Source organism: Amycolatopsis sp. CA-126428 (assembly GCF_002904335.1).
Lineage (GTDB): Bacteria > Actinomycetota > Actinomycetes > Mycobacteriales > Pseudonocardiaceae > Amycolatopsis.
On the sequence record NZ_PPHF01000129.1, the window covers coordinates 183,086 to 205,608 of the forward strand.

General features: G+C 70.3%; 22 protein-coding genes and 1 pseudogene. 7 read left to right on the forward strand and 16 right to left on the reverse strand.

Annotated features, from left to right (window positions below; translation table 11 throughout):
* Positions 1–232: 232 nt before the first annotated feature.
* From C2L58_RS31765 to C2L58_RS31780, 3 genes are read left to right on the forward strand one after another with little or no spacing between them, the layout of a single operon-like run.
* Complete coding sequence (locus C2L58_RS31765; protein WP_103341352.1) at positions 233–1,792, forward strand: tryptophan halogenase family protein; 1,560 nt, start codon at positions 233–235, stop codon at positions 1,790–1,792.
* Positions 1,789–3,345, forward strand: a complete 1,557-nt coding sequence (locus tag C2L58_RS50875) for a flavin reductase (RefSeq protein WP_233226050.1) — start codon at positions 1,789–1,791, stop codon at positions 3,343–3,345. The genes C2L58_RS31765 and C2L58_RS50875 overlap by 4 nt, the downstream gene beginning before the upstream one ends.
* 17 nt (positions 3,346–3,362) lie before the next feature.
* Positions 3,363–4,430 carry a histidinol-phosphate transaminase gene (locus C2L58_RS31780; RefSeq protein WP_103341391.1) on the forward strand — a complete coding sequence of 356 codons (1,068 nt, stop codon included), beginning with the start codon at positions 3,363–3,365 and terminating at the stop codon, positions 4,428–4,430.
* 73 nt (positions 4,431–4,503) lie between these two features.
* Here C2L58_RS31780 and C2L58_RS31785 read toward each other — a convergent pair whose 3' ends face one another.
* From C2L58_RS31785 to C2L58_RS31825, 9 genes are all read right to left on the reverse strand, one after another.
* Positions 4,504–5,406, reverse strand: coding sequence for an ArsR/SmtB family transcription factor (locus C2L58_RS31785; RefSeq protein WP_158264201.1), 903 nt, complete (start codon positions 5,404–5,406; stop codon positions 4,504–4,506).
* 61 nt (positions 5,407–5,467) lie between these two features.
* The gene (locus tag C2L58_RS31790; RefSeq protein WP_103341354.1) at positions 5,468–5,689 is read right to left on the reverse strand and encodes an MbtH family protein; all 222 of its coding nucleotides are present in this window, start codon (positions 5,687–5,689) and stop codon (positions 5,468–5,470) included.
* A 36-nt stretch (positions 5,690–5,725) separates the two neighbouring features.
* A complete protein-coding gene (locus C2L58_RS31795) occupies positions 5,726–7,168 on the reverse strand; it encodes a cation:proton antiporter (RefSeq protein WP_103341355.1) in 1,443 nt (480 codons plus the stop codon).
* The gene (locus C2L58_RS31800) at positions 7,165–9,135 is read right to left on the reverse strand and encodes an ABC transporter ATP-binding protein (protein ID WP_103341356.1); all 1,971 of its coding nucleotides are present in this window, start codon (positions 9,133–9,135) and stop codon (positions 7,165–7,167) included. The genes C2L58_RS31795 and C2L58_RS31800 overlap by 4 nt, the downstream gene beginning before the upstream one ends.
* Before the next feature lie 7 nt (positions 9,136–9,142).
* Entirely contained in the window at positions 9,143–10,156 is a 1,014-nt protein-coding gene (locus C2L58_RS31805) for an MvdC/MvdD family ATP grasp protein (protein ID WP_103341357.1), read from the reverse strand.
* A 173-nt stretch (positions 10,157–10,329) separates the two neighbouring features.
* Complete coding sequence (locus C2L58_RS31810; RefSeq protein ID WP_103341358.1) at positions 10,330–10,596, reverse strand: hypothetical protein; 267 nt, start codon at positions 10,594–10,596, stop codon at positions 10,330–10,332.
* Positions 10,597–10,683: 87 nt separating this feature from the next.
* Complete coding sequence (locus tag C2L58_RS31815; protein ID WP_103341359.1) at positions 10,684–10,962, reverse strand: MoaD/ThiS family protein; 279 nt, start codon at positions 10,960–10,962, stop codon at positions 10,684–10,686.
* Between the two features lie 55 nt (positions 10,963–11,017).
* A complete protein-coding gene (locus C2L58_RS31820; RefSeq protein ID WP_103341360.1) occupies positions 11,018–12,181 on the reverse strand; it encodes a YcaO-like family protein in 1,164 nt (387 codons plus the stop codon).
* Entirely contained in the window at positions 12,178–13,479 is a 1,302-nt protein-coding gene (locus tag C2L58_RS31825; protein ID WP_103341361.1) for a TfuA-like protein, read from the reverse strand. The genes C2L58_RS31820 and C2L58_RS31825 overlap by 4 nt, the downstream gene beginning before the upstream one ends.
* Positions 13,480–13,660: 181 nt before the next feature.
* On the opposite strand from C2L58_RS31825, the pseudogene C2L58_RS31830 reads away from it, so the two are divergent.
* Both C2L58_RS31830 and C2L58_RS51325 read left to right on the forward strand, forming a co-directional pair.
* Positions 13,661–13,912, forward strand: a pseudogene (locus C2L58_RS31830) (hypothetical protein); the annotation flags it as partial.
* Complete coding sequence (locus C2L58_RS51325; protein WP_255410608.1) at positions 13,905–14,036, forward strand: hypothetical protein; 132 nt, start codon at positions 13,905–13,907, stop codon at positions 14,034–14,036. The pseudogene C2L58_RS31830 and the gene C2L58_RS51325, both read left to right, overlap by 8 nt.
* A 133-nt stretch (positions 14,037–14,169) precedes the next feature.
* Here the strand turns inward: C2L58_RS51325 and C2L58_RS31835 are convergent, their stop codons facing one another.
* From C2L58_RS31835 to C2L58_RS31855, 5 genes are all read right to left on the reverse strand, one after another.
* Complete coding sequence (locus C2L58_RS31835) at positions 14,170–15,699, reverse strand: alpha/beta hydrolase (RefSeq protein WP_103341362.1); 1,530 nt, start codon at positions 15,697–15,699, stop codon at positions 14,170–14,172.
* 192 nt (positions 15,700–15,891) lie between these two features.
* Positions 15,892–17,067, reverse strand: coding sequence for a CU044_5270 family protein (locus tag C2L58_RS31840; RefSeq protein ID WP_103341363.1), 1,176 nt, complete (start codon positions 17,065–17,067; stop codon positions 15,892–15,894).
* Positions 17,060–17,668, reverse strand: a complete 609-nt coding sequence (locus C2L58_RS31845) for an RNA polymerase sigma factor (RefSeq protein WP_103341364.1) — start codon at positions 17,666–17,668, stop codon at positions 17,060–17,062. The genes C2L58_RS31840 and C2L58_RS31845 overlap by 8 nt, the downstream gene beginning before the upstream one ends.
* 2 nt (positions 17,669–17,670) lie before the next feature.
* Positions 17,671–18,003: a S8 family serine peptidase gene (locus C2L58_RS31850; protein WP_304532965.1), complete on the reverse strand. Its 333-nt coding sequence runs from the start codon at positions 18,001–18,003 to the stop codon at positions 17,671–17,673.
* Positions 18,004–18,108: 105 nt separating this feature from the next.
* A complete protein-coding gene (locus tag C2L58_RS31855; RefSeq protein ID WP_103341366.1) occupies positions 18,109–19,053 on the reverse strand; it encodes a LysR family transcriptional regulator in 945 nt (314 codons plus the stop codon).
* 112 nt (positions 19,054–19,165) lie between these two features.
* On the opposite strand from C2L58_RS31855, the gene C2L58_RS31860 reads away from it, so the two are divergent.
* A complete protein-coding gene (locus C2L58_RS31860) occupies positions 19,166–20,059 on the forward strand; it encodes an NAD(P)H-binding protein (RefSeq protein ID WP_103341392.1) in 894 nt (297 codons plus the stop codon).
* A gap of 80 nt (positions 20,060–20,139) precedes the next feature.
* Complete coding sequence (locus C2L58_RS31865) at positions 20,140–20,505, forward strand: darcynin family protein (protein WP_103341367.1); 366 nt, start codon at positions 20,140–20,142, stop codon at positions 20,503–20,505.
* Here the strand turns inward: C2L58_RS31865 and C2L58_RS49440 are convergent.
* Positions 20,469–21,065, reverse strand: coding sequence for a hypothetical protein (locus C2L58_RS49440; protein ID WP_158264202.1), 597 nt, complete (start codon positions 21,063–21,065; stop codon positions 20,469–20,471). The two genes, C2L58_RS31865 and C2L58_RS49440, sit on opposite strands and share 37 nt — an antisense overlap.
* A 150-nt stretch (positions 21,066–21,215) precedes the next feature.
* Complete coding sequence (locus C2L58_RS31875; protein WP_233226051.1) at positions 21,216–22,469, reverse strand: sialidase family protein; 1,254 nt, start codon at positions 22,467–22,469, stop codon at positions 21,216–21,218.
* Positions 22,470–22,523 lie beyond the last annotated feature (54 nt).

Below are 22,523 nucleotides of genomic sequence, written 5' to 3' on the forward strand. Positions count from 1 at the left end.
CCGCCGTTACGGCGCCGCAGGCGGATTCGGTGCGCGCCCGGCCTCGGAACGTCCCGGCACCACCGTGGTGATCTGCGCTTTTCGCGGCTGCCTTAAAAAGGTGGCTCCGGCGGCCGATGTCGGTGAGGCTGGGCCGACCGCCCGGCGATGTCCGGTCGCGGGCCCCCGGTGTGTCGGCAGGATCGTCTGCTCCTCGCCGATTGAAGGAGCACACCGGGCGGAACTGATTCCGATGGAGGTAGTCGTGCCCAGACAGGTGGTAATCGTCGGAGGCGGAACATCCGGGTGGATGACGGCCTCGTACCTCAAGGCGGCGTTCGGGGACCGGATTTCCGTGACCGTCGTCGAATCCGCCCGGATCTCCACCATCGGTGTCGGTGAGGCCACGTTCAGCACGATCCGGCACTTCTTCGACTACCTCGGGCTCGACGAGCGGGAATGGATGCCCGAGTGCAACGCCAGTTACAAGCTCGGCATCAGGTTCGAGAACTGGCGCGCGCCGGGGCACGCCTTCTACCACCCGTTCGAACGGGTGCGGGTGGTCGACGGGTTCGGCCTGACCGACTGGTGGCTGCAGCTGCGCCCCGGCGACCGGTTCGACCAGGACAGCTTCCTGATGGCCGCGCTGTGCGACGCCGAGCGGTCTCCGCGGTACCTGGACGGCACGTTGTTCGAGCAGGACTTCGTGGAGCGGGACGGGCAACGCGGGTATCGCACCACGCTGACCGAGCAGCACACCCAGTTCCCCTACGCCTACCACTTCGACGCCGCGCTGCTGGCCCGGTACCTCACCGGGTACGCCACCCGGCGGGGTGTGCGGCACGTCCTCGACGACGTGGTGGACGTGGCACTGGACGAGCGCGGGTGGATCGACCACGTGGTGACCCGGGGCTCCGGTGCCCTCCACGGCGACCTGTTCATCGACTGCAGCGGCTTCACCGGCCTGCTGCTCAACCGGGCACTCGGCACGCCGTTCCAGTCCTATCAGGACACTCTGCCCAACGACAGCGCGGTGGCGCTGCGCGTGCCCGTGGACGTGGCACGCCGGGGCATGCGCCCCTGCACGACCGCCACCGCGATGGACACCGGCTGGATCTGGACGATCCCGCTGTACGAGCGCATCGGCACCGGGTACGTCTACGCGTCCGACTACTGCTCCCCCGACGAAGCCGAGCGCACCCTGCGCGAGTTCGTCGGGCCGGCGGCCGACGATCTGGAGGCCAACCACCTGCGGATGCGGGTCGGCCGCAGCCGGGAGTCCTGGGTGCGCAACTGTGTCGCGATCGGACTGTCCAGTGGCTTCGTGGAGCCCCTGGAATCGACCGGGATCTTCTTCATCCAGCACGGTGTCGAGCAACTGGTCAAGCACTTCCCCGGCGACGACTGGGACCCGCGGCTGCGCGACTCCTACAACCGGCGGATCGCCGGCTGCATGGACGGGGTCCGCGAATTCCTCTGCCTGCACTACCGCGGCGCGGCCCGGAGCGACAACGCCTACTGGCGGGACACCAAGACCAGGCCGATCCCGGATTCCCTCGCCGGGCGGCTGGAGCAGTGGACGACCAAGCTGCCCGACAGCGAAACGATCTGGCCGCAGTACCACGGTTTCGAGCCCTACTCCTACGTCTGCATGCTGCTGGGTCTCGGCGGGCTGCCGGTGCGCCCGCCCGCCGCGCTCGGGCTGTTCGACGAAACGGGGGCGATCAAGGAGTTCGAGCTGGTCCGCGCCCAGGTGAAGGACCTGGTCGAGCGGCTGCCCAGCCAGCGCGACTACCTCGCGTCGATGCGGTGACCGCCGTGGAGCCGGACGTCGACCGGGACACCTTCCGCACGCTGATGGCGGGCTTCCCCGCCGGGGTCGCCGTGGTCACCGTCCCGGACGGCGACGGGCGGCCGCGGGGCATGACGTGCTCGTCGCTGTGCAGCGTGTCGCTCGAACCACCGACCCTGCTGGTCTGCCTGCGCCTGGGCAGCCCGACGCTGGCCGCGGTCCGCGAGCGGGGCCGGTTCGCGGTCAACCTGCTGCACCACCGGGCGCGCGCCACCGCGGAGCTGTTCGCCTCCGGCGCCGCCGACCGGTTCGACCGGGTGCCGTGGCGGGCCGGAGACGGCCGGGCCGGGCCGCACCTGAGCGGCGACGCGCACTCCGTCGCCGACTGCGTGGTCACCGGCACCGAACGGATCGGCGACCACGAGGTGGTGTTCGGCCGGGTACGGCGGATCGACCGGTTCGCCGGCCCGGCGCCCCTGCTCTACGGACTGCGCGGATACGCCGGCTGGCCGGATCGATCCGCTACCGGAGAGGCGCCCGGCACGGGCCGGGCGCCGGAAAGGTCTGTCATGACAACCGAAATCCCGGCGCCCGGCTCTCGGCGGGCGGCCGCCGCCATCTTCAACGCGGCGGTCGCCGCGCCGGCCATCGCGACCGCCTGGGAGCTGGGTGCGCTCGACGAGCTCAAGGAGTTCGGCCGGCTCGAGATCCCGGCCTTCGCGGCGCGGCACGACCTGCACCCGGGCTCCACCCGCGGCATGTTCGTGGCGCTCGCCGGCGTCGAGGTGGTCCGGCGGGACGGCGACACCGTCGTCGCCGGCCCGGTTTTCGACGAGGTCTACCAGGCCAAGCCGTTGTTCCACTGGCTGGCGGTGGGCTCGGCGCCGCTGTTCGCCCGGATGCCCTTCGTGCTGCGCAACGCCAACCGGGTCGGGGACTACTACACGCGGGACGCCCGGGCGATCAGCTTCGCGTCCCGGCAGGCCAACACCACGTTCTTCGATCCGGTGTTCTGGTCGGTGGTCGAGGGGCTGGGCTTCCCGGTCACGTCGGTGGCCGACCTGGGATCGGGCAGTGGCGAGCGGCTGCTCCAGCTGGCCAAGCGCTACCCGGCGGCCAGGGGGATCGGCGTCGAAATCGCCGCCGCCGCGCTGGAGCTGTCGACCGGCGAGGCCGCGCAGGCCGGCCTGGCCGATCGGGTCCGGTTCGTCGAGGCCGATGCGCGGCACCTGACGCCGCGCCCGGAGTTCGCCGACGTCGAGCTGCTCACCTGTTTCATGATGGGCCACGACTTCTGGCCGCGGGAGCAGTGCGTCGCCGCCCTGCGCCGGCTGCGCGAGGCGTTTCCCGCCGCCCGCAAACTGGTGCTCGGGGACAACGTGCGCACCGTCGGCGTGCCCGACGACGACATCCCGGTGTTCACGCTGGCGTTCGAACTCGGCCACGCCATGATGGGCGCCTTCCTGCCGACCGAGCAGGAGTGGCTGGACGCCTTCGACGAGGGCGGCTGGCAGTGCTCCGCCGTCCACCACGTCGAAGGACTGGCGGGCGCGGTCGTGTTCGAGCTGTCGTGAAGGACGAGGAGGGGGTCATGACCAGGTTCGTCCGGCCCGAGGTCGGCCGGTTGCCGGGGTATCCGGCGCCGCCGGCGCGCCCCGCGGTCCAGCTGGCCGGCAACGAGCTGCCGTGGCCGCCGCTGCCCGAGGCGGCGGCGGCCGCGGCCGCCGCGGCCGCCGCGGCACACCGCTACCCGGCGATGCGCCCCGGGGAGCTGATCACCCGGCTGGCCCGCCTGACCGGCCTGCCGGCCGGGCAGGTCGCCGTGGGCCCCGGCTCCGGCGCGCTCCTGCAGCACCTCATGCAGGTGGTGTTCGGCGGCAGCGGCAGTGTGGTGTTCGGCTGGCCTTCGTTCGAGGCGTATCCCGTCCTGGCCACCGTGGCCGGAGCGCGGCCGGTGCCGGTGCCGCTGACCGCCGGCCACGGGCACGACCTCGACGCGATCGCGGCGGCTGTCGGCGACGACACCCGGATGGTGCTGCTGTGCAACCCGAACAACCCCACCGGCGCGGTGCTGCACCGGGAGGCTCTGCTGGATTTCCTGCGGCGGCTGCCTCCGCACGTGCTCGTGGTGCTGGACGAGGCGTACCGGGAGTTCGTCAGCGACCCGGACAGTCCCGACGGGATCGACCTCGTCCGCGAACTCGGGGAAGGCGGCAGCCTGGTCGGCCTGCGCACGTTCTCGAAGGCGCACGGCCTGGCCGGGCTGCGGGTCGGCTACTGCGCGGGCCCGCCCGCGGTGATCGCCGCGCTCGACCGGGCCCAGCTGCCGTTCACCGTCACCGCGTCGGCCGAAGCGGCGGCGCTGGCCAGCTTGGCCGGTCGTGACCAGGTGGCCGCCCGCTGCCGCGACGTCCGCGTCGAGCGCGGCCGGGTGCGCGAAACCCTGCGGGCGCACGGGTTCGGCGTACCCGAGTCGCACGGCAATTTCCTGTGGCTGCCACTGGGCGGCCGGGCGGGCGCGTTCGCCGCGCACTGCCTGGCCCACGGGGTGCTCGTGCGCCCGTTCCCCGGGGAAGGAGTCCGGATCACCGTCGGCAGCCGCGCCGACAACGACGTCTTCCTCACCGCCGCCCGGTCCTTTTCCCCCACCGGGAAGTGACCTCGACGCCAGCACCCGGTCCCCAGGTCCGCGGCCCGTGGCCCGGTCGTGGGGAGAGGCGCCGGCGTCCCCCTCACGACGTCCGGCACCGCACGTCGAGGGCGGTCCCGTCGAGCAGGGCTTTGCCCAGCCGGGTGACGTCGTGCTGCACGGTGTTGCGGTTCCGCCGGGTGGTGATCAGGCCGGCTTCGCGCAGGATCGAGGTGTGCTGGCTGATGCCGGCCGAGGACATGCGCAGCCGCTCGGCCAGCTCGCCCGTGGACCGGCTGTCGGTGAGTTCCTGCAGCACGGCGGCCCGGGTGCGGCCGACCAGGGCCGCCAAGGCCCGGTGCCCGATCTCCGGCGCGTTCCACATCTCCTTCGCGTCGGTGTGGCTCGGCGGGGCGGCGGAGAACACCAGGACCGGGGTTTCGCCGTCCTGGCCGTCCATGAGCAGCGCGGCCCGGCCCTCGTGCAGGAACAGTGACGGAACGAGCACCAGCCCCCGGCCGTCGAGGTGGATTTCGCCGGTGCGCTCGCCGGGAATCTCCAGTACCGGCGGTCGCCACCGCACCAAGGGGTGCAGCGTGTCGAGCAGGCGTTCCACCCCGCCGGTCATCGCGAGGCGGCTCCGGGCGTCGCGTTCGCTTTCCAGGTGGCCGTGGACCCGCGGCCAGAACGGCGATATCGCGACCGAGCAGAAGGACCGGACCGCCGCCACCACCTCGTCACGGCCGGCGTCGGCCCCGTCGACCGGAGCGCGGCCGGGCAGCGTCGTTTCGTGCACCAGCCACAGCAGATCGGGCACCGGGCGGACGGACCGCCCGAGCGCGCGGACCGGGCTCCGGTGGGCGAACCGGCGCCGCCACACCGCGAAAATACCCGTTCGCGCTTTCGCGAACGAGTCCATCGCGAAAACGGCTTCCCCGGTGATGCCGACCGTGGTCGCCATTCTGATCCGCCCGAGGTCCGCCATGGTGAAATGGATCGTCTGCACCCGCTCCCCCAGGAGAAGAAAGAAAAACCGGGTCATGGCCGCCGCCGGCGGCACCGGGACGTCAGCCTTGCTCTTGCTGTTGTTCCATGGCGAGAACGAGGCTGCGGGGCCGCATGTCGGTCCAGGTGCGCTCGATGTGGGCCAGGCAGGCGTCGCGGCGATCCGGGCCGAAGTCGGTCGTCCAGCCGGCGGGTACCGGGCTGAAAGTGGGCCACAGCGAATACTGGCCCTCGTCGTTCACCAACGCCACGAACTCGCCGTCGGGGTCGTCGAAGGGATTCATGTCATCGCTCCTTTTCTTCCGGGCACAACGCCGACGCTAATGGGTGCGGTCCGCGCCGCCATCGGCGTTCACCACAGTTACGGTCTCCGGCGCGGGTCCGGAACCGGCGACCGGCCGCGCGGGCGCCCGGGCACCGCCGAGATCGAGCCGCCGGAGCAACGGGCCGGTCATCGCCGTGGTCACCAGCGTCATCACCACGAACACGACGAACAGGTCCGGGCCGATGATGCCGAGCGCCAGTCCCGCGGAGACCACCACCAGCTCGGTCAGGCCCCGGCAGTTGACCATGACGCCCAGCCCGGCCGACTCCCGCCACGTCAACCCGGTCAGCCGGCCGACGAGCGTGGTCGTGCCCAGCTTGCCCGTGACGGCCACCACGATCACGAGCCCGCACACCAGCACGTCCTGGAGGTTCCGCAGGAACCCGACGTGCATGCCGAACCCGATCACGGCGAAGAAGAGCGGGAGCACCGCGGTCACCCCGCGCCCGACCGTGCGGCCGAGGTCGCGCACCACGCGGTTTTCGCGCGGCATGATCACGCCGGCCAGCAACGCCCCGAAGATGGCGTGGACGCCGATCCAGTCGGTGACGGCGGCGGCGGAAAGCGCCCAGAGCACCAGCACCACGGTCAGGGCGCGCCGCCGGCCGGCGTGGTCCTCCGCGATCGCCGAGAGGCGGCGCAGCGCCGGGCGGACGACGGTGAGCGTTCCCGCGGTGAACAGGACGAGCCACCCCACGGTCGGCGCGACCGCGGCCGCCGAGTCACCACGGGCCAGCGCGACGACCACGACCAGCAGGCACCACGAGAGGACGTCGCCCACCCCGGCGGTGGCCAGGCCGAGCGTGCCGATCCGGGTCCGGATCAGGTCGAGCCCGGCGAGGATCCGGACCAGCACGGGGAACGCGGTGATGCTCATCGAGGTGCCCACGAAGAGGAGGAAGGGGATGAGCCCGGTCCCCGCCGGCCGGTACGCCGCGGCCAGGCCGGCGGCGAGCAGCAGCCCGCCGGCGAGCGGGACGGCCACCATGGCCGTCCCGAGTGCGGCCACCCGGCGCCCCGCCCCGCGCAGCAGGTCCAGCGGGAGGTCGGCGCCGAGGAGGAAGACGAAGCAGCTGATCGCCAGCTGCGCGACCAGGCCGAGGTGGGGCACCAGGGCCGTCGGGAACAGGGCGTGCTGGACTTCCGGCGCCACCTGGCCCAGCAAGGTCGGGCCCAGCGCGATGCCCGCGGCCATCTCGCCGACGACCGGTGGCTGGCGGCACTGTGTCGCGACCCAGCCGCCCAGCCGTCCCACCGCGATGATCAGGACGACCGCGAGGAGGAACCGCAGGACGAGCGGCCGGCCGCCGTCGCCCAGGTCCGCCAGCCGTCCGAACGTCGGAACGGCGTGGAGCAGGCCCACGGACACGGCCGCCAGGACGACGAGGACGGCCCCGGCGTCGCGTGCGTGTCCGACGCGCTTTTCCGGTGCTGTCATGGTTTCCGCTCTCCGGAGACGAAGTCGTGGGGCAGGGCCGGGCCCTCTCTCCGGCCGAACTGGGCGGCCTGGATCTCGTACAGTCCGCGGAACCGCCCTCCGGGCCGCTCCAGCAGCTCCTCCGGTGAACCGGATTCGACGAGCCGGCCGCGGTGGAGCACGTACACCAGGTCCGCGTGCCGGACGGACGCCATCCGGTGGGTGATGAGGACGACGGTCTGCCCGCCTTCGGCCAGTCCGCGGATCCGGTCGAACACCCGCTGCTCTTCACGGGCGTCGAGCGCGGCGGTGGGTTCGTCGACGATCAGGACCGGTGCGTCGCGGTAGTGGGCCCGGGCGACCCCCACGCGCTGCCACTGGCCGCCACTGAGCTGGTGGCCGCCCTCGTACCCCCGGGCCAGCAACGTGGCCCAGCCGCGCGGCAGGTCCTCGATCACCGCGGTGGCGCCCGCTTGGTCGGCGGCGGCGCTCAGCCGGCCGTCGTCGTCGGGAGCGCGGGAGTCACCGATGGTGACGTTGACCCGCGCGGTGAAGGGCCAGCGCTTGAAGTCCTGCGCGACCATGGCGATCCGGCCGAACACCTGCTGGCGGTCGGCCCGGCAGGTGGGGACGTCGTCCCACCCGACCCGGCCGCTGTCCGGGAGGTAGAGCCCGGCGAGCAGCTTGACCAGCGTGGACTTGCCCGAGCCGTTTTCCCCGACGAGCGCGGTGATCCGCCCCCTCGGGATGGTGAGCGAGACGTCGTCGATCGCCGGTGGTGCGGCCCGGTCGGTGCCGGGGTAGCGGAAGGTGACCCGGTCGAACGTGATCCGGCGGGGGTGTTCCGGCACGGCCAGGCCACCGCCCGGGATGGCCTGCTCGGCCGCCCGGACCCGCAGCCGCTCGAGGTCGGCGACGAACAGGCTCTCGTCGTACAGGCTGGTGACCGCCTGGACCAGGCCGCCGAGGCGGCCCGTGCCGGTGCGGATGGCGAGCACCGCGGTTCCCGCGACGGACACGGCCACGGTGCCGCCCCAGGCCAAGAGGCCCAGAGTGAGGTAGGTGGCGGCGGTGGCGAGCCCGGTCCAGGCGGCGACCCACAGGCCGGTGCGGGCGTCCAGCCCAGCCAGCCGGGTCTGTTCGGCCTCGGAGGCGGCGGACATGGTGCGGAAGTGCCGGAGCAGGAACGGGCCCACCTGGTGGACCCGGATCTCCGGGGCGGCTTCGACGGCGGTGAGTTCCGTACTGAGCACCCGGCCCGCGCGCAGGTGCTGCACCCAGGTGCGGAAACTCTCGTAACGGCGGCGCGCGGTCACGACGGTCCCCCACAGGTGCGGGACGATCATCAGGGTGAGCAACGGCAGCAGCACCGGATGCAGCACGGTGAGCACGCTCCCGGCGGCCGCCAGGGAGAGCAACGCGGTGATCACGCGCGTGCAGTGCTCGACCATCCGGCGGGCGGCCGTCGCCCCGAACTGGGCGGTGTCGAGCAGCCGGCGGAACCGGTCGTCCTCGAGCGCGGCCAGTTCCACGCGCGAGGCACAGGCCAGGTACTGCTCGGTGGCGGCTCGTTCGACCTTCGGCTGCAGCCGCCCCGAACCGTAGGTGGAGACGGCGGTGAGCACCGCGCCCAGCACCGCGGTGACCGCCACCAGCACGAGCGACGGCACGGCCCGGTGCAGCCAGCCGGCCGGGTCGCCACCGGCCAGCACGGCGGCCAGCGCGGCGTTGACGGCGACCAGCCCGACGGCCTGCGCGACACCACGTCCGACTTCGGCGCCGGCGACCAGCCACACCGCCGGAGCGTCGGTTTCGCGGGCGAGCCGGACGGTGGTGCGGACGAGTGGCGGCAGCGCCCGGACCACCGGCCACAGGCCGAGCCGGGTCAGGGCGCCGTCCTGGGTGCTCGTGTCGTTGACGTAGAGGAGGCGACCGCCGAAGAGCAGCTGTTCCGAGGAGGATGTGCCGGACGCCGGGCGGGTCTTCACGGGGCCGTCACGAGTTCCGCACCATGATGTCGACGAAGGCCTGCATGAGGCGCAGTTCCGGGACCCATTCCTGGACGAACAGCCACTGGCCGTTCGCGTTGACCTCCAGGAAGATGTGCTCGTCCTCGGGCGTCACGATGAAGTCGAAAGCCCCGAAGCGCAGCCCGAAATCGTTCACCATGGCGAGACAGGCCTTCGCCACGGAGCCGGGGAGCTCACCGATGGTGGCGTGGGGCAGCGAGTCCTGCCGGCGCCAGTCGTGCCGGGTGAGGTCGTTCTTCTGCGATTCGATCTTGCAGGTGAAGATCTGGTCCTCGAAGAGCGTGACGCGCAGTTCGTGCTTCTTCTCGACGAGTTCCTGGAACATGCAGGCGCAGTGCCGCACGCTGTCGACGTGCGCCATGTCCTCGTCGGTGAACGGCCGGACCAGTGGCATGCCGGGCACGAAGGTTTCGGAGGTGTACTCCTCCTCCACTTCGCCCGGAAGCAGGAACGGTCCCGTCATGGACTTGAAGACCATCTTCCCGGAGCACTCGTCGTAGAACTTGCGCACGTCTTCGGGATCGTTGGTGATGATGGTCTTCGGCGAAGTGAGGCCGAGGGCCGCCCCCTTGGTCATCTGGATCATCTTGTTGGCGGCTTTGCGGATGTTGTGCGGATCGCTCATCCAGTAGACGTCCGGATCGTTGAGCAGCAGATCCCACAACCCGCGCATGGCGTACTCGCTCTCCCGCTTGGCGTAGGGCATTTGCACCCGGGAGAGCTCCTTCGAGGGGCGGGCCACATAGGGCTTCCGCCACCAGACGGCCTTGATGTCGCCGAGGTCGATCACCCCGTCCCGAGTGTGCAGCCGGTTGGACCACCTCCCCTGCCGGAAAACCGCGTCGATCTGCGCGGTCAGCGGCACGTCCTCGGGGTAGAAGAAGACCGGCTCCCGGCCGTTCCGGCGCAGGATCTCGGCCGCGGCGTACGCGGTCGTGTCCCACCTGGATGTGACAATCAGAATCGTGGCGTTGCCCATGCCGTCACCCTCGTCTCGTCGATCTGGAATGCTTCACTGCCGCGTCGGCGAGCCGGGGCGGGCCGCCGCTTTCCGCCCGGACCCGCCCCGGTTCGTCCGGATCCGATGGTCACGGACCCCAAGGAATCAGCGAACGGGCCGGGCCACCTCCGCCGGTTCCCCGGACGAGTACGTCACTCGTCGTCCCACCGCCACTCGGTGTCGCTGTCGGCGTCGGGAATCGTGTTGGTGTTCGACGGACCCGTGTCGGTTTCGGTGTTCGTCTGGGTGGACATGCCGGCCGCCACGAAGGGTTCGCCCGGCTCCGGGTCCACGAGGTAGTCGACCAGCCGGTCGAGCTGCTGACGGGCTTCCTCGTCGGCCAGGACGTCGAGGGTGCCGCGGATCGGTTCCACTTCGGTCAGCAGGTGGCCGGCCATGACTTGCGGTGTGAACTGCATTCAAGCCTCTTCCTGTACGTCGGATTTCGGCGATCTGATTCGTTCTGTGCTCGCTCGGCGTTAGGCAGTCCCCCTTCGTCGGGTGCTTCAGCCGCCGGCGACGGCGGCCAGGACCATCACCGTGGTGCCGGGCGCAACGGCGGAATCCGCCGAGCCCAGGTCGCGTACGTCGGCATCGCCGACGTAGACGCGGACGAAAGGCAGGGGCTGCAGGCTGTCGTCGACGATGCGCCCGGTGAGGCGGGGGTACTCGTCCTGCATTTTCTCCAGCACCTGACGCACTGTGCCCGCCGGCACGGAAAAGCGCCGGACACCTCCGGTGAACTGCGCCAACGACGATGAGAGGGAAATACTTACGTCACCCATGGGACCACCTCGGACGGGATGCGGAGCTGATGTGGCCGGAAACCCCTGGCGCGATTCAGGGGGCCGCCGGAGAGGGCATGGCTCTCGGAATGCTGTTGCCACCCTTACCGGGATAGTCGAGGCCGGGGCAGACCACCCTGACCACCGATAAGCTGTCGGGCCGGGTCGACATGTCGGCCACGACCGGTGCCATCCCGGTGAGCTTCTCGACCCGCTCGGCGACCTCCCGCAGTTCCGCGTCGAGGTCGTCGTGGGCGGCGCCGTACCCTTCGACCACGTCGGCGAGGGGCTCCCCCGCGGCCGCGGACAACAGGGGATCGTCGGCGTGAGGCGGCCGGTAGCCGGACGGCAGGTTGTCGCGGGTGGTGCAGATCCTCGTGAGCCGGGTCTGGACCGCTTCGGTGATCGCCCGGCTCATGGCCACGGTGACGTCCATGTGGGCGCCGGAGCCCGCCGCGACGAGCGGGTAGAGCGGGGACCAGACGAACGCCACGAACACGGGAACCGCCAGGTCGTTCCGGACCATGGCCACCTCGCACCGGACGCCCGCGGCGGCCAGCCGGTCGAGCAGCGACCCGAGGTGTTCGTCGTCCACTGTGGACAGGTCGACCTGCACGCGGGAGTCCGTGCCGGAGTCGTCCAGGCCGGCCAGTGCGTGGCGTTCGATCACCTCGTAGATCCCGTGGAGACACGCCTCCGCCGCGGAGTTCCCCGACGCCAGCCCGGTGGACGTGGTCTTGAACACGCGGGGTTCCCAGAGGCTGCCGCCGACGAACGACAGGCTCAGCAACTGGACCGGAAGCGGCACGGGGTCACCGCCGACCACCGTGCGCGCCCGGGTCCACTCGAGCCGCACGTGGTCGAGGGGCTGCTTCAGCGGCCGGACGTTGAGCGCCCGGATCGGGTAGGGCAGTTCGAGGTCGCGAGCGGTCGCTTCGAACCGGGACGGGTCGAAGTGCTCCGCGTGCCACATCTCGATCGACTCCATCGCCGCGGATATCCGGGCCAGGAGCGGCGTGGCCCCTTTGCCCTGTGAGGTGCCGTACGTCTCCGACAGGGGGCGGACGGCGATCATCACGGGGATGCCGATGTGGTCCAGGTGCGTCACGTCCGCGACCCGGGTGATGCCGAAGGTCCCCAGCTGCGGTTCGATCCGCGACCACGTCGCTTCGGCCGAGAGAGCACGATGCGTTCCGTTCAGCACGACCTTCTTCGTCATGCCGGAACCACGCGGGTGTATTTCCCGTCCTTGATGGCGCCGACGACGAAGGGCTGAAGGAGGTCGACCGCCGTCCTGACGTTGGGAATCCCCCGGCGGCGGCACTCGCGGACCAGCTTTCCGGGCGGCACCTCCCAGAGGTGGCACAGCAGGACCTTGCCGGCTTCGCCGGAGAGCACCTCGGGGTCGTCTCCCACCGCGGAGCCGGTCGCCCGGCCGGTGAATTCCCGCACCTGCCGGAGGTAGCGGGCGACGGTCTCGACGTCCCCCGGTTCCTCCGTGCTCAGCAGGAGCTCCACCTCGCGCGGATCGCTCAGGTCCGGTACCGGGCAGACGAAGTCGAACAGCCAGTCTTCCTTGTGCGTCACCGGCTGCGGGAACCGAGCCACCCCGATCTGCCGGGACAGGGAATCCTCCAGGTCGCCCACGGCCTCGCCGGCCGGTGCGCGCCGGTAGGTCTCGTCCAGATAGCGTTCCCAGGCGCGCGGGTAGCCGGAGCTGAAGATCTGCTGGTACGCCAGGCGCCGGCCCAGCGGCGGATCCCCGGTCCGTTCGGCGAAGGCGTTGCTCCACACCCGCAGGAAAACCGTCTTCCAATCGGCTCCGCCGGCTCCCGTCACCTGCCCGACGGCACCGTCGGCGACGAGGTGGCGTGCCGCCTCCACCGCGGCGAGGCAGTCCCTGCGCTTCTGGTCGAAGACGTGCGGATCGCCGGCCGTCTGTTCCTCGTACCAGTCCGCCAGCTCGGGCCGGCCGGCCCGGCGCAGGATGTGCGCGACGCGCGCCTCCGTGCGCAACGGGTAGTACTCCGAGCGGAGCGCGGCGATGACTTCGCCGACGTCTTCGCTGCGCAGCACTTCCGCAGCGCACGCGGCCTGCGCTGCCGCGTAGAGGTTCACCAGGGGAACACTCAGGCTGGTGTAGGGAGCCGAGTCTTCGTGCGCCACCGCGACCGCGTCATCGCCGTCGAACACACCGGCGCGGTAGAGCTCGTAGACGGTTCCGCAGCCCCGCATCCCGAAGGCGCTCAGTTCCCGGGCCCGGAGAGCACCTATGCTCGCCGCGCCGACGACGTTCACCCCGCGGTCGAGCGCGTGGAGGTATTCCTTGTGCCGCAACCCCAGCCGGTGGTGGTAGTAACCGTCAACGACGACGGCCGCGTCCCCGGAAACCAGGTCGGCGGAGAAGAAGTCCCCGTGGGACGCGGGCGGATGGACCACCACGTCCGGGAACCGCCGGCGCAGCTCACCGGCCGAGCACGTCGGACCGACGTAGACGTGCACTGTCCCCGTTGCCATCGGCCATCCCCTTCCGTGAGCGCTTCCCTGAAAGGACTCTAGGTGAGTGGGAAAGGAACGCCCTGATCAGGATTGCGCGATCAGCGGCAGATGTTGCGAGCAACTCCCCCGGACGCACATCGGGTCCTCCCGGACCGGGCCGTGGCCCGGTCCCACCTGGACGTCCGATGTGGACCGGCGGATCGGGTGCGGTCGTTCACCGTGCGGGCAGCCCACTTCCCCGCACGCCCGTGCCGAGCGGATCGCGGGCAGGTTCGCGGGGTCGGAGCCGCGGGTCCGGGAGCGGGAGTATGTGTCCGGGCTGGTCGCGGGCTTGGAGCGGAAGAACGGCTGGACGCTGGCCGAACAGGCCGGCGAGGTGCCCCCGGAGGGGATGCAGCGGCTGCTGCGCCGGGCGGACCGGGACATCGACGACGTCCGCGACTATGTCGTATCTGCCCGAGCACCTGCGGTTGTGGCTGGAGGCCCACGATGCCGGGCACGTGCCGGCCACCAAGGTCAACGACACCCCGGTCACCACCGGCCGGCGGCCGCGAAGCCCGGGCCCGACGAGCTGATCAAGGGCCTGCCAGCCCGGTCGTGGCGGGCATGGTATGCCCACATCACCCTGTCGCTGCTCGGGTCCCGGTTGCGCGGGGAGGCCCGCGCCCGGATGACGCGGCCCCCTTGCCTGGCGGCTCTGTCGTTGTCTTACCGGCGGTGAATCAGCGTGGCCGGGCGAGCCGTCCCAGCGTCACCTGTGGTCGGCCATTCGGCGGGACAGTGGGTGCCGGGGGCCGGCGTGTGGAGGGTGAGCAGGTAGGTGTCGACCGCCGCACGCACGCAGGAACTGAGCCGGTAAGTGCCGTGTCCGGTGCCGTCGTAGGCAAGAAGGGTGGACGTCGGCAGTTGAGCGGCGACGGACCGCGCCCACTGGTACGGGGTGGCCACGTCATGGATGCTGTTGGTCATCAGGATCGGAGGTGCCTGAGTGACATGGAGCCGGTGTTGGGGGTTGTTCACCCGACCGCTCCAGCCCAGACATCCGGTGAGCTGGGTGTAGAACGGGCTGAGACGGGTGTGCGGGGCGACGACCTCTGACCGTTTCCGGTACGCCGACAGGGCGGCAAAGCTGTCGACCTCGTTCCATTTCCAGTCACCGCACCAGATCGGCAGTTCACTGCGGGCTCCCGGATCCTGCGACTGGGCGCGAAGCGACCCGGGAGTGCCGTCGGCGAGCGACTTGAGCCAGTCCGCCAGCTCGGGCCACCCAGCCGGGTCGTACATGAAGGGGTACAGGACCTCCTCACGGAGCTGGGCGACCGACAGGGCGTAGCTGCTCCCGGGACGGGTCAGCTTCCCCGCAGTCGCCTTGGCGTGGAGATCGTCCCAGAGGGCCGGCACGTCGCGGTTGTGCAGCGAGCAGGCAGGGGTGCGCCCGCACCAGGCCGCGAAGTCGGTGAAGGAGTCCTCGAACGCCTGGTTCTGGGGGACGAGGAAACCCATGGTGCCCACGCTGTGGTCCAGATTGGAATCCAAGGCCAACGCGCGCAGGTGCGCACCGAACAGTTCGGCGTACTGCTGGCCGATCTGGGTGCCGTAGGACTTGCCGTAGTAGCTGATCTTGTCCTCGCCCAGTGCCTGCCGCAGCGCGTCCACGTCCCGTACCACACTGGTCGTGTCAGCGTGATCGGCCAAGGGTCCGCTGTACTGCACGCAACTGCGGCCCAAGCGGTCGTTGTGATCGAGCATGCCGCGGTAGTCCGGCTCGGTTTCCGGATAGAAATCGACCCAGTCGTTCAGCACGGCATCGTCGCAGGTGAGCTGGGCACTGCGTGCCACGCCACGCGGATCGAACCCGACGACGTCGAAGTTGTCCGCGAGGGACTGCGACATGACGTGGTTTTCGATGATGTCGGTCGCGAAGTCGACCCCGGAACCACCCGGCCCACCGGGGTTGACGATGAGCACGCCCTTGCGCTGCCGGGGTTTGGCGGCTTTCGCCCGAACGACGGAGATCGGTGTCGTCGCCCCGGCGGGTACGCTCCAGTCGATCGGCATCGGCACGGTCGCGCAGTCCAGCGCCGGGTGCGCGTCGCATGCCTGCCAGTGAATGGACGAAGCCGGACGGGCCACCCCCGGAGGCGTGGCCCCAGGTGTCACCGCTACAGCTGGATTGGCCACGGCGACGAGGGCCATCACTGCTCCCACCGTCACCGTCATGCCGTTCAGTCGCCCCATGTTGATCCCCCTTCTGCCATTGCATTGCCATTCATCGGGATGACGCCTGATCGTCTTGGATGGTTGCGCGACTGCCCGTTCCAGGCATTCCCGCGCACGCCGGCCTTTTTGGCCGGTCGGCGCGGCTTTGGTGGAACCGGCGCCCGCCCAGGAGCGAGTGCCGGGTCCACTCTGGTCGGCCTTGTGGGCCGGTCAGTTTCCCGCTGGAACGGTCCCCGCCTGGTCGGTGATGGCGGTGTGGACCGAACTGTAGGAGGTCACGGTGTCGGCCTTGATGCCTTCGATCCCCACGTCGCCTCCTGGCGTGAACTCGGTCGTCCGTTCCCCGATGAACTCGCCGGTGTCGCAATCGACGATGATGTCGTAGCGATAGGTACCGTCCGGGGGTGTGACACCCAGGGCGACGCCCTTGCGGCCGTCGAGGTTCGCCACCTGCGCGGTGATCTTCAGCCCGGGAATCCTGGCCACCGCGCGGTACACCGCTTCCTTGAGATCGGCGGGTACGACACCGGTCTTCAGCAGAGTGGCCGCGACCGCCAGCACACCTCCGCCGCGGGGCTTGTTCGCCAGAAAGGGATCCTTGAGCATGAGGTCGTAGAGCTGTTGCGGGTCGCGGGGCAAGTCGGCCAACTGCTGTTCGGTGGGTGCGCTCCATTCGCCGGCGCCCCGGCCGGCGAAGATCAACGCTTTCTCGGGGAACTGGCCGCCCCGCGCGCGCCACTCACCGGACTGACGGATTTCGTTTACGTTCTGCCCCTCGGTGGTGGTGGCGGTTTGCTCGTTGCCCACCAGCCACTGCTTGTTCCCCGTCTGCCCGATCTTGAGCAGCCATTCACTGTCGAAGTCGCTCGGCTGCCAGGTCTGCCTCAGCTCTTCGGCGAGGAAAGCGAACTGGCGCTCCTTGCTGGCGACCAGGTACCAGCCGCGGGTCTCGGTATACCGGAATTTCCCTGCGGGAATGGGCGCCTCGCCCGTGACATGGATCATGTCGGCCGCTTTGTCCAGCGCCTGCTGCACCGACGCGAATTTCACCGCCGGCACCGACGACGTCGACTGGGCCGAGGGCGCACCGTGGTCTCCGCCGGTGATCGCCACGGTGGCGCCGACGGCAACGACCACTGCCGCGGCGGCCGCACTGAGCCACCAGCGCCGTCCGGCGGGGAGCCCTGGCTTTCGTGTCAGCTCGGTCACCGGGTTGGTGTCAGCCACCAGGGTGTCCCTTCCTTCGAGCGAGCGCACCGCGTTCAACAGCGTGTTTCGTGCCTCGCCCAGGGGCTGCCGGCTGGCGAGTTCGTCGGGGCGCATCAAGATCAGCCCTTCGTCCAGCTCTTCGTCGGTCCACAAGCGGTGGACGTTGTCCTCAGTCATCGGTCTGTACTCCTTCCTCATCGCGCGCGGAGCTGGATGCCGCGGAAGCCCTCAGCAAGCGCCGGGTCCGGTGCAGGCGGGAGCGCACAGTGCCGGCGGGAACACCGAGCGTCTCGCCGATCTCGGTCGGCGTCAGTTCCGCCCAGCTGGTCAGCAGCAGCACGTCCAGATCGTTCGGCGAGAGTTCCGCCAACGCCCTGGCCAGGTGCTGCACCCGGGCCTGCGCGTCGATCCGTTCGGCCACCCGATCGGCATGCCCGTGCACAACCCGCCTGCTGAGCTCGTGCGCGGCCAGGTGCAACTGCTTGCGCTGGGCAGCGACCTCGTTGCGGACCTCCGTACGCAGTAGGTTCGTCGCGATACCGAACAGCCAGGACCGGGCGCTTCCTCGCTCGGCGTCGTAGCGGTCGCGCTGCTGCAACGCGATCAGGAACGTCTCGCTGAGCAGGTCACCGGCAATGTCGACACCGATCCTCCCGACCAGATAGCGGTGCAGGACCGCGGCATGCTCGTCGAACAGACGCCCGAAAGTCTCCTCGAGATCACCGCGACGCAGGTCAGGCCGATCACCACCGCTTGCCGGAGTTGATTGCCGCGTCATAGTCACGACAAGTATTGGGCTTGCGCGGCGGTAGCGTTGCACGCGAACGGATCTCCGAAGTGGGTCACCCACGTATCCGCCTTCTGGTGCTCGCCGGCCTCGTCCACCGCGCCGATCACGATCACCGACGGGTGGGCCGCCGGATAGGTCACCGGGTCGCCCCTCTTCGCGCTGTTGGCGGCCGAGGCGACGAGCACGACATCATGGCTCGCGGCGTAGTCGACCGCATCGGCGAGCCGCTGGTTCTGCTCGACGGTACCGGCCGAAATGTTGATCACCCGCGCGCCGCCGTCGACGGCGGCCCTGATCCCGAGCGCCATCCCCTCCGGCGTCAGCGCGCCGTCCTTCTTCGGGTCGTCCGTTTCATCGGTGGTGGCGTGCTGGGTGCGGCGCCATCGGCGTCACTCGGCCCGCGGCGTCCGCGTGCCGCCCTGGCCACGTCAGGTAGTCGATCTTCCAGGTGCGTGAAGGGTCCGGCGGACGGCGGCGCGGAGCCAATTGTGGGCTCCGTCGGCGGACTGGCGAGGATGCCAGGCCATGCCGATGGTCAGTGGTGGCAGAGGCAGGGGGATGTCGAGGAGGTGCAGGCCGAGGGCGGTGGCGTCGGCGGTCAGGGGTGAGGCGGGCGCGTCGGAGAGTGCCGCGGGGACCAGGCAGACGAGGTCGCTGCGGGCGGCAAGGGCCATCGCGGCCAGATGGCTGGGCAGGACCACGGCGACCCGCCGGCGAAGGTCGTGCTCGGCCAGGGCGGTGTCGAGGGGACCGGTGAACCGGCCGCGGCGGCTGACCGCGACGTGGTCGGCGGCAGCGAGCCGGGCGGGGGTCAGGGGTTGCTCGGTCAGGGGGTGACCGGGTCGGACGGCCGCCACCATCCGCAGGGTGAGCAGGTTTTCGACCTGGGTTTCGGGATCGACGTGGTCGATAGCGCCGATCTCCAGGTCGATCCGGCCGTCCCGGAGGGCCGAACCGGCCTCGAACTCCTCGGTCCGGAACCGCAAGGAGACCCCCGGCGCCTCTCGCCGGGTCAGTTGCAGCAGGCCGGCGGCCAGCGCCGCCCCGACCAGGTCGGCGGCCTGGAGGGTGAAGGTGCTGTGCAGGGTGGCGGGATCGACGACGGCGCCGGATGTGAGCAGTGCCGCCAGGCTGCGCACCACGGCAGCGGCCTCGTCGCGCAGGGCGTGGGCGCGTGGTGTGGGGACCATGGTCTGCCCGGCCCGGACCAGGAGGGGGTCTTGGAGGATGCGGCGCAGGCGGGCGAGGGTGCGGCTCATGGCTGCCGGGGAGGTGTGCAGGCGGGCGGCGGCGCGCGTGACGCTCTGCTCGGTCAGCAGGGCGTCGAGTGCGACGGCGAGGTTGGCATCGATGACCGGGTCAGTGCTGCTCACCAGCGTAATTCCATTTCAGACAATGAATGCTTGCCGAAGTTCCCATTGTGGCATGGGTGTGCTTCTCAGCAGCATCGGAAGCGTACCGACCGGCACGACCTGCGAGGTTTTCATGATCGTCATCACTGCTCCCACCGGAAACATCGGCCGTCACCTGCTGTCCCTGCTGCTGGATGCCGCCTCCACCCACGGCGAGGAGCTGCGGGTGATCGCCCGCGACCCGGCCCGGCTTCCGGACGCGGTGCGCGGACGCGTCGAGGTGATCACCGGCTCGCACGGCGACGCCGAGGTCGTCGACCGGGCCTTCGAGGGCGCGGACGCTGCCTTCTGGCTCGTGCCCCCGGACTCCTCCCTGAGCCCGGTGGACGCCTGGAGCGAGTTCACTCGCCCCGCCGCCGAGGCCCTCGCCGCCCACGGCGTCGGGCACGTCGTCGGCGTCTCCGCGCTCGGCCGCGGCACGCCGGTCGCCGACCGGGCCGGGCTCGTCACCGCGTCCCTCGCCATGGACGACCTCATCGCGAAAACCGGCGTCGCCTACCGGGCTCTTGCCAACCCGTCCTTCTTCGAGAACCTCCTGGAGGAGGCCGGCTCGATCCGCGAGAAGGGCGTGTTCACCGACGTCGTCGACGCCGATCGCAAGGCCCCCCTGGTTGCCGTCGCCGACATCGCCGCCGTCGCCGCCCGCCTGTTGCTGGACCGCTCCTGGACCGGCGTCGGCGACGTCCCGGTTCTCGGACCCCGGGACCTGTCCCCCGGCGACCTGGCTCGCATCATGACCGAGCAGCTGGGCCGCCCCGTCCGCTACGAGCGCCAGCCGGTCGAGGAGCTGCGCGCCACTCTCGTCGGCTACGGCCTCAACGAAACGTTCGTCCAAGGCATCATCGACATGAAGCAGGCCAAGGACAACGGCCTCGACGCCGGCGTCACCCGTACCGCGGACACCGCCTCTCCCACGACCTTCGAGCAGTGGTGCGCCGACACCCTCAAGCCCGTCGTCCTGTCCTGACCGCACCGTCCGACGCATCACCGGCACCCGTCGTCGTGCCGCACACATCAAGACCACCTGCCACCGGGGAAGGACCCGCCATGCCCACCGAAGAAGCCCAAGCAACGGTGACCGCTTTCATGCTCATCAAGACCACCCCTGAATGGCTTGCCATGACCGTCCAGGAACGGGCGGACGCCTTCACCACCCAGGTCGTCCCCGCGATCAAGGCCAAAACCACCGGCGTCCGGTCACGCTTCTACGACACCGAGTTCTACTCCACACGCGTCACCGACATCTGGGTCTGGGAAGCAGACGATCACCACGCCTACCAGCTCCTCATCGACGCGCTGCGCGAGACTCCCTTCTGGGACCGCTACTTCGAGATCGTCGACCTGCTCGTCGGTACCGAGAACGGCTACGCCCGCACCTACGGTCTCGACCCCCTGGCGACCATCGTCACCTGATACGCCGGCCCGCCTCCGCGTGACCGGGCCAGTGTACGGTCCTCTGCCGCGAGTGCTTCCACCTCCTGCCCTGCCCTGCCGGGCGGCGCGGCGCGCCGTTGTGGATCGTGCTGAGCGGGTCTGACCACGTGGTCAATCCGACTGACCTCGACCTGCCCGGCAACTGGGGGCCGATGGGGAGCCGGCGACGAACTCGGCACACTCAACCTCGTCGACGACGACGTGCGCGCGAAGGCCGCCGCGGAGGTGCGTGCGCGGCCCCAGGCCCGGATCTGGTCGGCCAGCCGCTCGGCCAGCTCGGCACCGGCGCGGCCGTGATCGATGGCGCCCAGCTCCGACTGCCGTTCGCCATCATCGTCGAAACGGCGGAAGGTGAAGCAGGCCGGCGAGTCGCCCTCAACCAGCGCGGGACTGCGGGACGGGATGGCGGGCGTGGCCAGCCCGGAGTCGACGGCGGCCCGGTCGACGGCGACGCGGCAAGGACCCGGCTCAGCGCCGGTGCTGCCGACGGTCACACCGGACCACACTGACGTCTTCGGCCGGGTGAGCACGCCGCTCAACGCGTCGAGCGTGATCGCCGCTGCCGACTTGTTCGATCGGGGGAACGTGGGTTGGGGCAAACGCCACCGAAGCGGCGGAGGGGCGCTGCGGCTGTCCCGTGGCAGCCCGCGATCGACTTGCCCGCGCGGTCGCCGGAGCAGGCGGTCTCGCTATTGCCGTCGGGGGGCCGCGTTCTCGCAGTCGTCCACCGAGATGATGCCTGCCTCGACTGGCGCGGATTTTCCGTACTGTGCTCCCGTGATGACGAAGACCAGGCCACGCTTTCGAGGGCTGCGGAGACCGTCGAGGGGAATGGTGAACCGGCTGTACCCGGCCGGCATGGGCGAGGACATTCGCGTCCACTTCCCGGCGTTGCCGAGGTCGCGGTTGACGAAGAAGTCCTGATTGTCGTTGTCCGTGACGATGAGCGTTCCGTTCGGCCCGCCCGAGTCCGTCCACGACACCACGGGCGCTCCGTTCGGCGCATCGCCATTCTGGTCGAGGAGCGGGGTGTCCCCGGAGAACCGGAACGACTCCGGGTCCTTCGCGATCCGGTAGTGCACGTGGTAGGTGTAATTGTTTTGATCGGGGTTGTCAGGGTCGTCGGGCGCCCCGAATTCGTAGGTCATGATCCACAGGCCCCTGTTCAGCCTGGCCACGGTGGTCATGCCCGGTCGTTCGGGGTACGTCGTTCCGGTCGCATCGTCTACCACGGGACCCCACGTGCGCAGGTCCGTGCTGGTCTGGTGGGCGAGCTTCTGACCGAAGTGCGGGTCCCGTTGGTCGGAGTAGTAGCAGATCAGCCTGTTGTTGTGCAGCAGCAGGAACGGCTCCCACACCGGCGTCGCGCCGTTCGTCGTGTCGGGCGGTCCGCCCCGGGCGACCGTGCTCAGGAACCGCCAGGTGAGGCCGCCATCCGTGCTGGCATGAAGCTGGATGTTGGTGCTGGTGAAGCTGTCCAGCCAGTTGCAGGCGAAGAGCAGTGCGCCCTGGGGCAAGCCCGCGAACGCCCGGGGCAGTTCGTACAGGAACGGATGAAGGGAGAATCCGGTGGCCTCATCGGCGTTGGGCACACTGCCCTGCTTCTCCCAGGTGCGGCCATCGTCGTCGCTCCGGTAGAGCGGAAAACCCGGACCGCTTCCCCCTTGAAACGTCGCGAGCAGCGTCCGCGACATCCCGGCAGGCCGCCCGGCGGTAAGACGCACGGCCCGGGCGTAGGACGCCCGTCCTCCGGGGTTCGCCACGACAACGGGCCCGAACGGAGTTTCTCCATGCGGCTTGCCCGTGTCGGCGAACGCCGGCCCAGCCAGTCCCAACGTCGCCCCAGCAGCAACACCTGCGCCGGCGCCGAGGAAAGTCCGACGAGAGAACTGCGAACGGCCGGCGGTCGGCTCATCTGCGTGTGATGCGTGGCGATCCGGCACGATTGCCTCCTCAGTGACGCCCCCGCCCACCATGCACGCCCGTGTGCATGGCTT